Raw genomic sequence first — 13,994 nt, forward strand, 5'->3', positions numbered from 1 at the left:
TGATCGCTACCTCGATCGCGGCGGCGGTCGCGATCATGTGCGGCGACGCGAACGCACGGCACTATTGCCGTCAGGCGGTCTCTGCAGAACTTCTCAAGGTGGTTCCACAGAGCGTGCCGAACCGTGCCGAAAGCGAATGGAATGTCAGGCTGCTGCGGTGGGACACGCATGACGCGGATAGAATGGCTCATTCCGAGTCTCTCAAGATCCGACTTGCACCGTTGTACAATCCGAGTTCGCCTACCAAGAAATCAACCTCGCCGACCGCGAGGAAACGGCGCAGCAGGTCCAAGTGAGCCGCTACGCCGTGCAGTGGCGTGATCGGGTGCATCTCGGGTGCGGTCATCTATGCAGCGCCATTGAAGTTTGGTAAAATCGATTGTTTAGATCGTGAGCATCCACGCTATGGATAAGTGAAAGCCATGCGCTTCAAGGGCCTTGATCTGAACCTTCTCGTCGTGCTCGACGCACTGCTGAGCGAGCGCAACCTCACGGCGGCGGCAGACAGCATCAACCTGAGTCAGCCGGCCATGAGCGCGGCCGTCGGCCGGCTGCGCGATTATTTCAACGATGAACTGTTTACGATGAGCGGACGCGAACGTGTTCTAACGCAGCGTGCGGAGACACTCGCTCCCGCAGTTCGCGGCGCACTCCTGACAATCCAATCCTCGATTATTTCTTGGGATCCGTTTAACCCGGCTCAATCCGATCGCCGTTTCAGGATCATTCTTTCCGATTTCGTCACACTCGTGTTTTTTGAAAAGGTCGTGGAGCGTGTTGCACGCGAAGCACCCGGCGTCAGCTTCGAATTGCTGCCGCTCGACGACGATCCGGATGAGCTTCTCCGGCGCGGCGACGTCGATTTCCTGATTTGTCCCGAATTGTTCATGTCGAGCGCGCATCCAAGAGCGGCGCTGTTCGACGAGACACTCGTGTGCGTCGGCTGCCCCACGAACAAGCAGCTGCCAGGGCAGCTTACCTTCGAGAGCTACATGTCTATGAGGCACGTTGCGGTCAAGTTCGGCCATGCGCTGACGCCATCCATGGAGGAACGGTTTTTGCTTGAGCATGGTCTCAAGAGACGTATCGAGATCGTCGTACAGGCTTTTAGCATGATCCCGCCGATGGTCTCAGGCACAGCTCGTATCGCCAGCATGCCCTTCCGGCTGGTTAAATATTTCGAAAAAACCTTGCCCCTGCGGATCGTCGAACTTCCGCTGCCGCTTCCCGCATTCACCGAGGCCGTCCAGTGGCCCGCCCTTCACAACAGCGATCCGGCAAGCATCTGGATGCGAGAGGTGTTGTTACAGGAGGCGTCTCGAATGACTTCTCCGCCGGACGCCAAAGGGCGCCGCAGGCACCCCCACACCCGCGTCTCAGGCCGCCAGTCGGGTCAATAGCCCGTGTCGGACTAGATCGATGCTTGCGGCAAGTGCGCCTGCGAAGTCATCGAGCGGGTGGGCTGCATCGACAAACGGTGCGAATGAGAAGGGGCCCCCATAACCGCCATCAAGCAGCGCCCGGATCTGGCTGCCATTGTCGGAACCTGCCAGGACGCGATCCGGGTAAATCCAGTGGATTGGATCGTTCACTCTTGAAATGTGCACTAGACCGGTCAGCTCGCAGGAGAAGAACGTCTCCCCGGCGAGCGTGTGATGGAACGTGTCGTGCACGAGTCGGAATACCGATTGGCCATCAACAGCGGCGATGGCCTTAGCCGCTTCGTTCTTCGATCGAAGCGAGCAGGTTTGGAAGCCCAGCGGCTCGACGAGACCGATCAGACCGCGCGACTGGAGGATCGGCTTGAGCGCCTTCAAGGCGGCGTGGAGATCGCCCCGGCGCTCGCCATTGGCGGGCCAGGAACCGTCGTTGACCGGGACCAGCATGAGCATCTTGGCTCCGCAGGCGGCCGCGTAATCGGCGAGTTTGCTCGCCTCGGCCTTGCGGGCGGGTGTCCACTCATTGAAGCGCTGCAAGGCATTGACGGAAAGAATCCCAACGCCTGCTTCGGCGGCGGCAGACCGGACGTCCGCTGCCGGGATGCCGAGTGCAACCGCATTGCTGCGCGGCTGGCCGCGGATCTGGACCTCGGTCAGCCCTTGGTCGCGGGCAAAAGCGAAAAGTGCCCCGACGTCAAGTCCGGGTGTCGCCATATGATCGAGTGCAAAGCGGGGCGATGCTTGGCGCATGGGTTGGTTTTCCTTCCAGGAAACGGATGCCATTCTCGGCTGACTTGTCTTCTACCGTCCGTTGATATGCGAGGGCCGAAATGATCTTCATGCGGGAGGCGAGTCGGTCGAGCTCACGCTTCTCTCACTGTGGTGCCGCGCCTTCCGAGAAATTGCCTGAATAGGTGCAATGACCGAAGCTGGCTCGGGCCATCCATCTGCTTGCGCAAGCTAACCCGCCAACCCACAGAGACGGCCAACCGATCGGATTCACAATTCAGGCAGCCGGGTTCTTGGCCAGAGCGAGGCCTACGCCCAGCGCGATCATCGCGCCGCCCGACGCTTCCCTTAGGCGGCGGATCAACCCGGGACGCGCTGCCGCGCCGTCTTGAATGCCGCTGGCCAGGAAGGCAACCACGATGTCGGCAAGCGTGTTGAGTGCAATCGACAAGGAGCCAAGCACCACGAATTGCAGAGCTACGAACCCTGCGCTCGGGTTCACGAACTGCGGAAGGAAGGCTAAAAAAAACGCTGCCGTCTTCGGGTTGAGAGCCTCGACCAGCACCCCTTCACGAAATGCCCGCCGGGGTCCGACTGGACTCACCCGGTGGCCGTCATGGCCGCCAGTCGCTCCCTTGCGGCGGGCGGTTTGAAAGGTGCGCAAGCCCAGCCAGACGAGGTAGACCGCGCCGAACAGCTTTAATGCAGAGAACAGTTCCGAGCTCCCGAGCACGATCGCGGAGACACCTAAGCTTGCGGCGAGGACATGGATCATGCCCCCTACCCCGGTGCCGAAGCTGGAAGCGATACCTTCCGCACGACCGCCGGCAAGCGTGCGCGCGGCAACGTAGAAGATGCCCGGACCTGGCGTGATGGCGAGCATGAAGGCCGCGGCGAGATACAGGGCGAACGGGGTCAGTTCTGGCATCATGGTCGATTCCAACGAGGTTCACGATTTTTTGGGATGAGCGCGGCGATCTCTCGGTCAGATGCCCGCCCGCTCGGTGCAAGGCCCTCCTTGCGTTACCAGTCAGCTACTGGCAATCTGACCTGCTGAAAACGGCCAGTCAGAAGCTATCGACGTGGTCCAGTTGACGAAAGACGGCATCGCGCCGATCCGATCAGGGACAGATCCCGCGGCGGGGTGGGCGAGTCTGGCAACGGCCTGCGTCCTTCGCAGCCGAGCGGTGGTGCATATCCCGCAACGACGGCAACGGCGGCTAGTTTCCCAAACCTTGTGGCCCGCGATCACGCAGGAATGTGGTATAGGCCTCTGGCAAGCCCAATGAATTGAGCTAACGCAAAATGAGCCATGTTAAAACAACCTCCAGGAGAGCGCGTCGGCCAGGTAATGCCAAGAGCGTGCGCGGGTCCGGCAGGTGACAACTACCTTCCACGCTTAAGCGAACGGTCGCAGTTCGTCCGAGGTCGACGAAGTGCTTGTGCGCAGGGCGTAACCGGCCTGCAAGCCTTCATGCGCGAGATCACAAGGTTCTGGCGGGAAGCAGGTCCAATCCGGCATTTCAGTGATGTTCTGGTAGCGAGCGAATTTCATATCCGCGGGCATGTAATGCCGGAATCAGATTGGACAGCGCCATAACGGTCTGGTCGCGCAGACTGGCTTGAGTGCTGGACTCGTCGGGAGGGCAACCGTCATGCAAGAGCACGATTGCGCCAGGCCGGACCGAAGCGAGCACTGCATCGACGATTGCGTCGGTGCCGGGCCGCGCCCAGTCCTTTGGGTCTATCGACCAATGAAGGGCGGCCAGCCCGGCGATCTCTGACGCAGTGAACACTTCTTCGCTCCAGGCGCCGTATGGCGCGCGAATGTAGCGGATCGAGGCCTGCGGGCATGCTGCCATAATGGCACGGTTGGCCTCAAATACCTCACGTTGCACTTCACCCAAGTCGCATTTGGACAGATCTGGATGAGACATGGTGTGGTTGCCTACCTCGTGCCCTTCTGCGATCATTCGCTGGATGAGATCCGGGTGCTCTGCGGCACAGGCACCGATGGCGAAGAAAGTCGCTGGCACCCCATTTTGCGCCAGCACATCGAGTATCTGTGGCGTGAAAAATGGATCGGGACCGTCGTCAAACGTCAGATAAACGCTCCGACTTCCATCAGCGCATTCACTCTGCACCTCCCATCTTTCATCATGATATTTCATAGCTCTGGATCCTTCCGGTCAATTGTTGTACCGGCCATTTGCTCATCGGCCCCGCAATCGGCATAGCCACGAGAGCACGTGCTCAAACGCGCGAGACGGCCGGTCGAGGTTCGGCACTCCGGAGTGGGATCGTACGCGAAAGTAGACGCGATAGCCGCACGCCTGTTTCTGCAGGACCTCAAATTGGTTCCGCAGCGCGTGCCCCAAGTGAGAAAGCACTGGATATGGTATACAAAATGAATTGCTGATTCCGAACCGATCAAGATGCGGACGCATCGCGTGCAACCCGAATTCTCCCGCCACGACATCAACCTCGCCGATCCTGATGGCGGCGCAGCAGGCCCAAGTAAGCCGTGACGACCAGCGCGTCGTAGCCGTTAGGCCGAAGCCCCAGCCCAACTTCGAACGGCTGCGAATAGCTTTCCATCAAAGGATCAGTCCCTCGATAGGTTTTTCGGAAGAGTCAGAGAGTTCGACATGATCGGCCACTTGCAACTTGTTTCCAAGCACAACCTCCACCGTCCTTGGGAGCGCATGGGAAAACCTCAACCTTGTTGATGCTTGAGGTAGGCGCCTACGCCACCTGAGGGAGCTTGTGGCGAAGAGCCGACCCGATGCAGCTTGCGCCGATCACCGACGAACCTGATCGGAAAGCGGATCGGCTCGCCTAAGTTCGGCGCAGCCCAGGAGGCACACACCAGAAATGCTCCTCGGAGCCAACGTATACATCGACAATCCTTTTAGGGCTGCATCTTCCTATGCGACGTCCTGTCCAATCCGCAAAATCGATTGCTTCGATGACAAGCATCCAGTTTGTGAATAGATGAGATCAAGCCCTTGATCTGAACCTCCTGGTCGTGCGACGCACCGACCGAAGTGCAACCTCACGGGGGGGCAAGCAGCATCAACCCAAGTCAGCCGGCCATGAGTGCGGCCGTTGCCCGGCTGCTTTCAACGATGAACTGTTTACGATGAGCACCCGCGAACGTGTCCTACTCCGCATGCGGAAACTGTCAGCGTCTCAGAGTTGAGCGACGACGTCCCGCAGCATCTCGACGCCTTTTTCGATCTGCCGGATGCTCAAGGCGGAATAGCCCATGACAAGCCCGACGCGATCGGCCTCGCCTGCTCCCGATTGCCCATGATAAAGCGGCGAAATGAGGTGCAGACCTAGACCTGCGCATTGCGCGGCTTCGACCAACGCCGTTTCGCGCGACCGCGGCAGGTCGTTGAACCATATGACGACGTGCAGTCCGGCCTCTGCCCCTTGGACGGCGATCCTATCTTGAAAACTCCGTTTCATGGTGGTCAGCAACACCTCCCGGCGCTCGCCGTTGAGGCGGCGCACGCGGCGAACATGGCTTTCATAGCTGCCGCTCTCGATCAGAGAGGCCAATGACTCCTGCTCGGCCATCGGAGAATGCCGGTCGGCAAACTGCTTGGCGGTTTCGAAAACCTGCTGCAATTCCACCGGGACGACGAGATAGCCGATGCGCAGCATCGGCGAGAGCGTCTTGGAGATGGTGCCTAGGTAGATGACGGCCCCATGATCCTCCAGGCTGTGCAGTGGGGGAACGGGGCTGATATCGTAGCGATATTCGCTGTCGTAGTCGTCCTCGATGACGTAGGCGCCCTCGTCCCGCGCCCATTCCAGAAGCTGATGCCGCCGCGCGATCGGCATGACACCGCCGAGCGGAAACTGATGCGATGGCGTCGCATAGGCCAGCCGAGCCGCGAGCCCCGCCAGTTGCTCCGTCTGCATGCCATGCTCGTCAACCTCGACCGGAACCGGCGTGGCACCTGTACTGGCAAAGACCTGGCGTGCCATCCTGTAGCAGGGGTCCTCGATGACGAAGCTGTCCCCTGGGTCGAGCAGCAGGCGCGCGCAGAGATCGAGCCCCTGCTGCGACCCATTGACGATGACGATTTGCTCAGGGTCGCAGCGCACAGTACGGGCGCGCCAGAGATAGCCCTGAAGCGCCTGGCGCAGCCGGCGCGAACCGCACGGATGGTCGTAGGCGAGCCGTGCAGGCCGCTGCGCGATAGCCGCGTTCATCGCGCGCTTCCAAACCGGTGCCGGAAAATCTGAGGGCGCCAGGTCGCCATATCGGAAATCGATCTTCAGCCTGTTGGGCAGGTGATCCGGCCAGCGCGGAGTGCCACGCAGCCGTTCGCCATAGTTCGACAAGTGACCCGGGCCGGCCCGTTTTGGGGGATTGGCGGTTAGCTCAGGTCCGATCAGCGAGGATGCGACACGATGGCGCGCGCCTTGACGGACGTCGATGAAACCTTCCGCCGCCAGCTGCTCGTAGGCAGCGGTGACGGTCGTTCGCGAGACTCCAAGTTCCTCGGCGAGACCACGTGAGGAGGGCAGTTGGCTGCCGGCGTCGTAGACGCCTCTGAGGATCTGCTCGCGAAGCGATTCGTAGATCTGGCGCGCACCCATGCCGTACGAGCGGTTTGAGCCGCCGGGACCTGGAAACTGGACCATTTCTTTTCCTCCCAACTGGACCAGTTTGCAGCTACTCTTGCCGAAAGCCAAGAGCATGTCCGAAGTCGATGCCCGAGCCCGCCCCACCGATCCAAGACTGATAAACTGGCACCGTCTGCGAACGGCCAACTCGGCTGCCCGCGCGATAGGCCGCGGCGCTCCAGTCGAACTCGCATGGTTTAGATCGGCGTGCCAACTGAGGTTCGCGTCACGCTAGCAATTCCACGTTCCTCGCGGAAATACTTCAGCGACGCGTGGCGCAGCTTGAGAACAGCTCGCCTTGGCCACGCTTTCATTCGCTGCCCTCGACACGAGGCGATGACGCGTTCGACGCGGCTCCAACTGCCGGCTCCGTGAACGAATTTGACCTTCGGACTCGCCCTTCGCCGGGACGCTTCGAAGCGCGCCATTGTGCGGGGCTCCAGATCCGCGCCATGCCTTGCGCAAGCTCATGGTGAGCGCCAGGCCGAGGCTGAAGTCGATATATTGGCCCGGCACCAGTCGAAAAACCTGCGGACTGCAATAAATGGCTATGGATCAGGATCCGGGTGTTCGGCCAATTGCTCCGGATCCCCCGCACCAAGCGGCTTGTCATATGAAGGTGCTTGGACGCACCGGTGTTTCGGCAGCTGGTATCGGTCGTCCAGGCTCTGGCATCATTTTTGGTGGACGCGAGCAGCTTGTGAGGGGTGCATCCGAACGTGGCGCTGCTCCCACAACCGTCTCAGCTCTGATGTGAGAGCCTCGCGCTGGGCTTGATCCATCGTGGTTGTGTCGAGGAGCTCTGCGAGCACGGCCTCGCCTTCGATCCGCGTCAGCAGATCGAACAAGTCATGTGAGATACGCGCGCAGTCACGGTTATCCGTTCGGATTTCGCAGACGGTCTCCTGGCGATCCTGCGCCGTGTATGCGCGGACTTTATGCAGGGATACATATGGCGGCAATGAAACCGCGAGCGCAGTCCAGTCCTGCAGCGTTGCGGCCCGTTTTTTGACGAGGTACGGCCCGACCACAAGTCCATCCAGCTCTGTCGTCAAGAACGTGGCAATCGAGTCTGCAACTGAATCTACGATCGGCTCGGCATTGTTGTTAAAGGACGTATTGAGCAGCATTGGAATGCCAGTCCGCTGCTTGAAGGCATTGATAACGTTCCAGTAGGCAGGACTGGCCTTGCGCGATACTGTTTGCAGCCGAGCCGTACCGTCGACGTGCGTGATGGCGCCGAGCAAACCACGTTTGGAATCGTGCACACGAACTACGAAGTTCATGAACGGAAATTCGCCCGCACTCCCCGGAAGGTCAAAGAATTCGCGCGCATCCTCCTCCAGCACAGATGGGGCGAACGGGCGATACCCTTCCCGCTTCTTGACCATAGCGTTGATCCGGTCCTTGTTTGTGGCGGGCCTGGGATCGGCAAGAATGCTGCGATTTCCGAGCGCGCGCGGCCCGAACTCCGAACGACCTTGCACCCAGCCGATCACGGCCCCACCGGCCATCCACTCGGCTGCCCTATCCGCCACTTCCTCGGTGCGTTCAAACTCCAGGTGCCCCGCCCATGCCTTTAGTTCCTCTTCGACAGCGTGATCACTCGCGAGATCCGGCCCCCAATAAACCTCCTGCAATCGCGCACGCGGCGCGGGGCGGCCCAGCTCATTAGACGCGATTAGTGCAGCGCCTAATGCGCACCCAGCGTCATGCGATGCAGGCTGCACGAAGATGTCTTCGAAAAGTCCTGAATAGAGGAGCTTGCCGTTCATGGAGCAATTGTGCGCAACTCCGCCGGCCAGGCATAACCGCGTCATCCCGGTGGCCTCACGATAATGCCGAAGAATGTGAAACACGATGCGTTCGAGCGCTTCCTGTAACGACGCACTCACATCCTTGTGCTGCTGGGTGAATGGCATTCCCTTTTTCCGCACCTGAATGCTGCGGAGCAAAGTCGGACCGATGCGGTCCAGGTGGACGCGATACTCGCCGTTTGCTGAGAGTTCATAGAACTGCTCGAAAAGTTCGCGATAGGCAACGGGATCGCCGTAGGGGGCTAGCCCCATTACCTTGTATTCATCGAACAAGCCGTAGCCGAGATACCGGATCGTCTCGAGATAAAATTGCCCAAGGGAATTGTTCTCCGGGAAAGTCGCGAGTTGCGTAATTTCAGTACCGGATCCTATCGCCATTAGGCCCGACAGGAAATCACCAGAGCCATCGACCGCAAAAATCAGACTTTGCTCGAAGCCCGACATTGCAAAAGCACTCACGGCGTGCGCCTGATGATGACTTACGAATGAGATACGCGAAGCGTCGAGTTCGGTACCGAATTCCTGCGCCAACAGCTTCTGCACCAACAGTTTAGCATCCAACGGAATGGAGGCATCCGGCTGGGAAACAAGCATGTTTTCTAGCATGGCATTCGAGTAGGCTTCGGTAGCGTAGAACGCCACACGATCGATTTCGCTGAGCTGAACCCCGGCTGCTGAAAGACAGTATTGAGCCGCGCTAATTGGGAGCTTGTTGGAATGTTTGATCCGATTGAGGCGCTCTTCTTCTACTGCCGCAATGACCTGTCCGTCCCGGACGAGCACCGCAGCGCCATCGTGCATGAATGTGTTTGGAATCTGAAACCTGTTTTCATGGACTTTGTCCAATCCGCCGTTCAATCCTAGACACAGCATCTGGCTCTCCGTTTGTCGTACAAGAATACTAAATTGGCCTGTCTCGAGGCCGTTCGATCAGAAAGACCGGCTGCGTTGTCATTCGTCCCGGCGAACGCCAGTCAGACATCACTGACCTCAAAGAAATCCTCTTGGGTCCGCCGGGATCAACATAAGATTCTGTGCTCGAGACGCCGGTCCCATAGCGTTGTGAGATTGTATTGACGCCAGCCAAACCCTTCGCGGCACATGCTGGCGATGTCGTTTTTATTTGCGCTCATAGGGCATGATTTATCTCCTTCTCTCTTTCGCGTCAGCGCATCAGTCGGCGGCGCAACAGCGCCATCGAGAGAAAGAATGGCAACAGTGCGTATAGGCCGAGCACACCGATGTGCAGGGCGATGCCGGCGATCGGGCGATCAAGCATAACAGGTCGAATGAGGTCGATCGAATGTGACAGCGGCATGCATCGCGCTATCTTCTGAAAGGCGTCAGGCAGCTGATTCAATGGGAAAACGGCGCCCGACAGGAACAGCATAGGTGTAAGCACAAGCGTCTGGTAAAATACGAAGTAATCGTAGCTGGGCGAAAGTGCGGTGACGATCATCGCGAGGCTCGCAAATACGCACCCCGTCAGAGCAATGATTGGCAGCGCATAGAGGACGGACGGCCAGGCTGCATAGCCCAACGTTACGGTGACAATCGTAATTGCCGTACCGGCCAGGAAGGCCTTGGTGGCTGCCCAGGCCAGTTCACCCAAAACGATGTCGCCGAGGGTAACGTGCGTGTACAGCATGGCTTCCCATGTGCGTTGAGAATGCATGCGAGCGAAAGCCGCGTACAATGTTTCGAGGGTAGAGGCGGTCATCGCACTTACCGCGACCATACCGGCCGCCAAAAAGGCGATATACGACGCACCGTCAACGTGGCCGACCATTATGCCGAGTCCGGTGCCGAGTCCGAAAAGATAGATCATCGGATCGGCGAGGTTACCGAGAATCGACACGAGTGCGACTTTCTTCCATGCCAGATAGTTGCGGCGCCACACCGCAACCCAGTTCCACGCATTGGCCGGCAGCGCCGCGGCAAAACCTTCAATCATCGTTCACTCCTCCATCTCGCGCCCGGTCAGCCGCAAGAAAACATCCTCGAGATTGGCTGGGCGCAGAAGAAGACGCAGACCTGCACGCTCCTGCAGTTGCGTGCGCACCTGGTCAGGGTCTGGCCCATAGCAATAAAGGGTTTCGCCGCTGATCTCGATGCGCTGAGAATGTGGCTTGACCAGCGAATGCAACTCGTGCGGATCGCCGCCGTAGATCTCCATGACCTGGCATCCTATATGCTCGTCGATAAGCGCCTGCGGGCGGCCTTCGGCGATGTTGCGACCTCTTTCGAGCACGCACAGCCGATCGCATAATCTCTCAGCCTCTTCCATGAAATGCGTCGTCAGGATAATCGTCTTGCCGCATGCCAACAGGGCGCGCAGCCGCTCCCAAATCAGGTGGCGCGCGTGCGGATCGAGGCCGGTTGTCGGCTCGTCCATCACAATGAGCTGGGGGTCGTTGATCAACGCCCGCGCCATCGTCAGGCATCGCTTCATCCCGCCGGACAGTTCCGAGACACGCGCATCCGCCTTTCGCTCGAGGCGAGCGAATTCGAGAAGGGACGGGATGACTGCTTCGCTCTGGCGTGTGCTCATGCCGAAGTAGCGGCCGAACACCAGCAGGTTCTCGCGTACGGTGAATTCCTGGTCAAGATTGTCGAATTGCGGGACCACGCCAATGCCCCTGCGTGCCAGCCGAGCTCGCGCCGGCACCGGGACGCCGAGCACTGTGATCGTGCCCGCGTCAGGGCATGTCATGCCAAGGAGCATACGCGCAATCGTGCTTTTGCCCGCGCCGTTTGGTCCGAGGAGGCCGAAACACTCGCCCGACGCAACGCTGAACGACAGTTCGTCGACAACGGCCTTGTTCCCATACGACTTGGTTACGCCGGCAAAATCGACAGCCACGGTCGACAGAGGGCCAGGCAGGGAGCTTTTCGCGCTTGTTTGCCCGTGAGACTTCCGTTCGATCGGACCAGTCTCGAGCCGCCGCAAATCCTCTGGGCCCAACTTCCGACTCAACACTTGATGTTCCTGGTCCTGGCTCAAAGCTCTTCCACCTACGTGACTATTGCTGTTCGCTGTAAGTTGCGTCAGATCCCACCAAGTTGTGCTTTGGAACGGCGCCGCCGATGTTTGGCACATTGGCCGCAGAGCCTCGCGACAACCAATCGCTATTGCTCAATGTACACAGCGCGTATGCTTTCAATGGGAGCAAGAGAAAAATGTTGATGAGTGTGTGGAGCGAGAATCCGAGAAATCGAAGTTGGCGCGCACGAAACGCTGCCACGCTGCAGCGAATTATAGTCATGACCGCAATCGTCAGGCACGCCGTCCAAGGCACGGTACCCGTCGTTAGGAATTGCGCGAGCCCCGCCAGGAGCGACAATGACAGCAATAATGGGCCAAGGTTCTGCCCAATCACATCCAATGTGAGATAGATATTAAGGCCGCGCAGCAGTTGGAGCCCCAGCAACGTGTCACGGAACGTGCTCCGAGCCCAGCGAAGTTGTTGGCGCAGATAAGGCCCCATGCTGTTGGGAACGACTGTTGCCGCGACGGCCTCCGGGACATATTCTGTTCGAAAGCCTGCCTTCAGCATCAGGATCGTAAGGTGGCGGTCCTCACCGAAGTCGCTCGGTTTCCCTCGAAAGCGCTGCGTCTCGTACTGATCAAGCAGCGAAACAAGCGCGGTTCGCCGGTACATGGCACACGGACCGCAGCAACACATGACGGCACCGAACCGAGCCTGCGCTGCCCGCTCTTCGTTGCAGGCGAGCCAGTATTCCATGTCAATTAACCGCGTCAGCCAAGTTTCATTGCGATTGCTAGCCGCCAACTGGCCCATGGCGGCGCCGATCGCTTGATCTTGCATCTTTAGCGCAAGCCTTGTGATGACGTCCGGTGCGAGTATCGTGTCCGAATCTACATTGAGCACCAAATCTCCGCACGAGCGGCGAACCGCCGCAATCTGTGCCTTGCGCTTTCCGACATTCTTTGGGAGCGCAATGAAATTGAACCTCGGGTCGCGCGCGTATTCCTCGTGCACACCTACGAGGGCATCGCGGTTTCCAGAACCATCATCAACAACATAGACTTGCAGTTCTCCGGCATAGTCCTGACTTGCAATGGAAGCCAGGCAGTCCGAGAGGGTGCGAGGTGCCTCGTTGTAGCACGGGATAATGACATCGACGCTCGGCCAAGGCTCACAGCCGGCCGGTTCGCCCGAGGACGGCGGTACGTCTGCAGGCAGGGTATAAAGCACCTGCGCGGTCTTATAGACGGTCGACAGCAGCGCATAAGAGCAGACGGCGACAATACTGGCCGGGACAAAGAGGTTCATGAGATGTCAGATTTTTCAGTACATTTGAGGAAGCGAGCGGACAACAAATCCGCGGTCAATGCTGGGTTCAGATCGGTCAATGCGATGAGGGGCGGGTCGCGGTGACTGATATCATTGCGGGTGTTCTTCATAGCTCTGGACCGTTCCGATCGATCAAAGTGCCGGCCGGCCACTCGCTCATTGAGCGTCCAATTGGGAGCACCATGACGAGCACGTCGTCGTCGATTCGCGTGGGAGGCAGATCTGGGTACACGTCCGGGCGGGTTGAACGCACGCGAACGCCCGACAAAATGCTCGCCAAGCCTTTGCGGCAGAACCTGCCAAGATGGTTCCGGAGCGCGTGCCGAACCGTGCCGAAAGCGAATGGAACGCCAAGCTGCTGCAGCACTGGATACATCGCGCTGATCGAATGGGCGATTCCTAGCCCCTCAAGATCCGGACGCACCCCGTATAGACCGAGTTCAGCGACAAGGAGATCAGCGTCGCCCACTTTGATGTATCGGCGCAGCACGCCCAAGTGAGCCGCTATCCCGTGCACATCATAGCCGATTGCGCGGACCTCCGGCCTTGCACCGGCCCAACTTCGACCGCCCGCGAATGCCTTTGCACTAAAGGCTCCGACAGGCTCATAGATCTTCCGGAAGAACTCAGAGAGTTCGAGATGATCGGTAAGCCGCAACTCATTTTCCCAGCACAACCTCCACTGCACGTCAGAGCGCATGCGAAGACTTCCTTTTTTTCGGGTTCTTTTGTGTACCTCACGCGGTGGTGCAACGGCGGTGTACGTCATGTGCGGCGGTCTATGAATGACCCGCTCGGATTGGTAAAATTGATTGTTTAGATGGCGAGCATCCACACTGTGGATGTTAACACCATGCGTTTCAAAGCCCTGATCTAAACCTTCTGGTCTTCCTCGATCGGCCCGATAATGCGACGGCAGCGATGGCGGCTGTCGGTGACACAACCTGCCTCAAGAGCGGCCGCCAGCGGCGTGTCTGCGCCTCGTGCCGAAGCAGCGATCAAGTGGAGGAAGGGCCGACCCACCAACGACAATGATGTCGAAGCCG

Annotated in this window: 10 protein-coding genes; 1 reads left to right on the forward strand and 9 read right to left on the reverse strand. The window is 59.1% G+C overall.

The genetic code is table 11. The features are described 5' to 3' along the window. Nucleotides 1-422 precede the first annotated feature (422 nt). Nucleotides 423-1,400 carry a LysR family transcriptional regulator gene (locus CK215_RS24595; RefSeq protein ID WP_095776596.1) on the forward strand — a complete coding sequence of 326 codons (978 nt, stop codon included), beginning with the start codon at nucleotides 423-425 and terminating at the stop codon, nucleotides 1,398-1,400. Here CK215_RS24595 and CK215_RS24600 read toward each other — a convergent pair. The 9 genes from CK215_RS24600 to CK215_RS24645 form a co-directional block, all read right to left on the reverse strand. Then, the gene (locus CK215_RS24600) at nucleotides 1,377-2,189 is read right to left on the reverse strand and encodes a TIM barrel protein (protein WP_245418787.1); all 813 of its coding nucleotides are present in this window, start codon (nucleotides 2,187-2,189) and stop codon (nucleotides 1,377-1,379) included. The two genes, CK215_RS24595 and CK215_RS24600, sit on opposite strands and share 24 nt — an antisense overlap. 256 nt (nucleotides 2,190-2,445) lie before the next feature. Continuing rightward, nucleotides 2,446-3,096 carry a LysE family translocator gene (locus CK215_RS24605; protein ID WP_095832498.1) on the reverse strand — a complete coding sequence of 217 codons (651 nt, stop codon included), beginning with the start codon at nucleotides 3,094-3,096 and terminating at the stop codon, nucleotides 2,446-2,448. 595 nt (nucleotides 3,097-3,691) lie between these two features. Next, nucleotides 3,692-4,339, reverse strand: a complete 648-nt coding sequence (gene nodB / locus CK215_RS24610; protein ID WP_095802358.1) for a chitooligosaccharide deacetylase NodB — start codon at nucleotides 4,337-4,339, stop codon at nucleotides 3,692-3,694. Nucleotides 4,340-5,360: 1,021 nt separating this feature from the next. After that, on the reverse strand, nucleotides 5,361-6,830 hold the full coding sequence (locus CK215_RS24620; RefSeq protein ID WP_095832499.1) for a PLP-dependent aminotransferase family protein: 1,470 nt from the start codon (nucleotides 6,828-6,830) through the stop codon (nucleotides 5,361-5,363). A gap of 656 nt (nucleotides 6,831-7,486) precedes the next feature. Next, nucleotides 7,487-9,502 carry a carbamoyltransferase gene (locus CK215_RS24625; protein WP_095832481.1) on the reverse strand — a complete coding sequence of 672 codons (2,016 nt, stop codon included), beginning with the start codon at nucleotides 9,500-9,502 and terminating at the stop codon, nucleotides 7,487-7,489. Nucleotides 9,503-9,794: 292 nt separating this feature from the next. Next, on the reverse strand, nucleotides 9,795-10,583 hold the full coding sequence (locus tag CK215_RS24630) for an ABC transporter permease (protein ID WP_095802359.1): 789 nt from the start codon (nucleotides 10,581-10,583) through the stop codon (nucleotides 9,795-9,797). A gap of 3 nt (nucleotides 10,584-10,586) precedes the next feature. Then, on the reverse strand, nucleotides 10,587-11,609 hold the full coding sequence (gene nodI, locus CK215_RS24635; RefSeq protein WP_095802360.1) for a nodulation factor ABC transporter ATP-binding protein NodI: 1,023 nt from the start codon (nucleotides 11,607-11,609) through the stop codon (nucleotides 10,587-10,589). Between the two features lie 43 nt (nucleotides 11,610-11,652). Then, nucleotides 11,653-12,927, reverse strand: a complete 1,275-nt coding sequence (nodC, locus tag CK215_RS24640) for a chitooligosaccharide synthase NodC (protein WP_095776603.1) — start codon at nucleotides 12,925-12,927, stop codon at nucleotides 11,653-11,655. Between the two features lie 127 nt (nucleotides 12,928-13,054). Then, nucleotides 13,055-13,648, reverse strand: coding sequence for a NodA family N-acyltransferase (locus tag CK215_RS24645; protein WP_095825975.1), 594 nt, complete (start codon nucleotides 13,646-13,648; stop codon nucleotides 13,055-13,057). Nucleotides 13,649-13,994: the final 346 nt, after the last annotated feature.

Origin of the sequence: Mesorhizobium sp. WSM3864 (assembly GCF_002294955.1) — a bacterium.
Lineage (GTDB): Bacteria > Pseudomonadota > Alphaproteobacteria > Rhizobiales > Rhizobiaceae > Mesorhizobium.

What these genes read in the sequence shown, in the direction of transcription:
- nodB (WP_095802358.1), bottom strand. Translation starts at nt 4,339, where the DNA reads ATGAAATATCATGATGAAAGATGGGAGGTGCAGAGTGAATGCGCTGAT.
- CK215_RS24630 (WP_095802359.1), bottom strand. Translation starts at nt 10,583, where the DNA reads ATGATTGAAGGTTTTGCCGCGGCGCTGCCGGCCAATGCGTGGAACTGG.
- CK215_RS24605 (WP_095832498.1), bottom strand. Translation starts at nt 3,096, where the DNA reads ATGCCAGAACTGACCCCGTTCGCCCTGTATCTCGCCGCGGCCTTCATG.
- CK215_RS24620 (WP_095832499.1), bottom strand. Translation starts at nt 6,830, where the DNA reads ATGGTCCAGTTTCCAGGTCCCGGCGGCTCAAACCGCTCGTACGGCATG.
- CK215_RS24595 (WP_095776596.1), top strand. Translation starts at nt 423, where the DNA reads ATGCGCTTCAAGGGCCTTGATCTGAACCTTCTCGTCGTGCTCGACGCA.
- nodC (WP_095776603.1), bottom strand. Translation starts at nt 12,927, where the DNA reads ATGAACCTCTTTGTCCCGGCCAGTATTGTCGCCGTCTGCTCTTATGCG.
- CK215_RS24600 (WP_245418787.1), bottom strand. Translation starts at nt 2,189, where the DNA reads ATGCGCCAAGCATCGCCCCGCTTTGCACTCGATCATATGGCGACACCC.
- CK215_RS24625 (WP_095832481.1), bottom strand. Translation starts at nt 9,502, where the DNA reads ATGCTGTGTCTAGGATTGAACGGCGGATTGGACAAAGTCCATGAAAAC.
- CK215_RS24645 (WP_095825975.1), bottom strand. Translation starts at nt 13,648, where the DNA reads ATGCGCTCTGACGTGCAGTGGAGGTTGTGCTGGGAAAATGAGTTGCGG.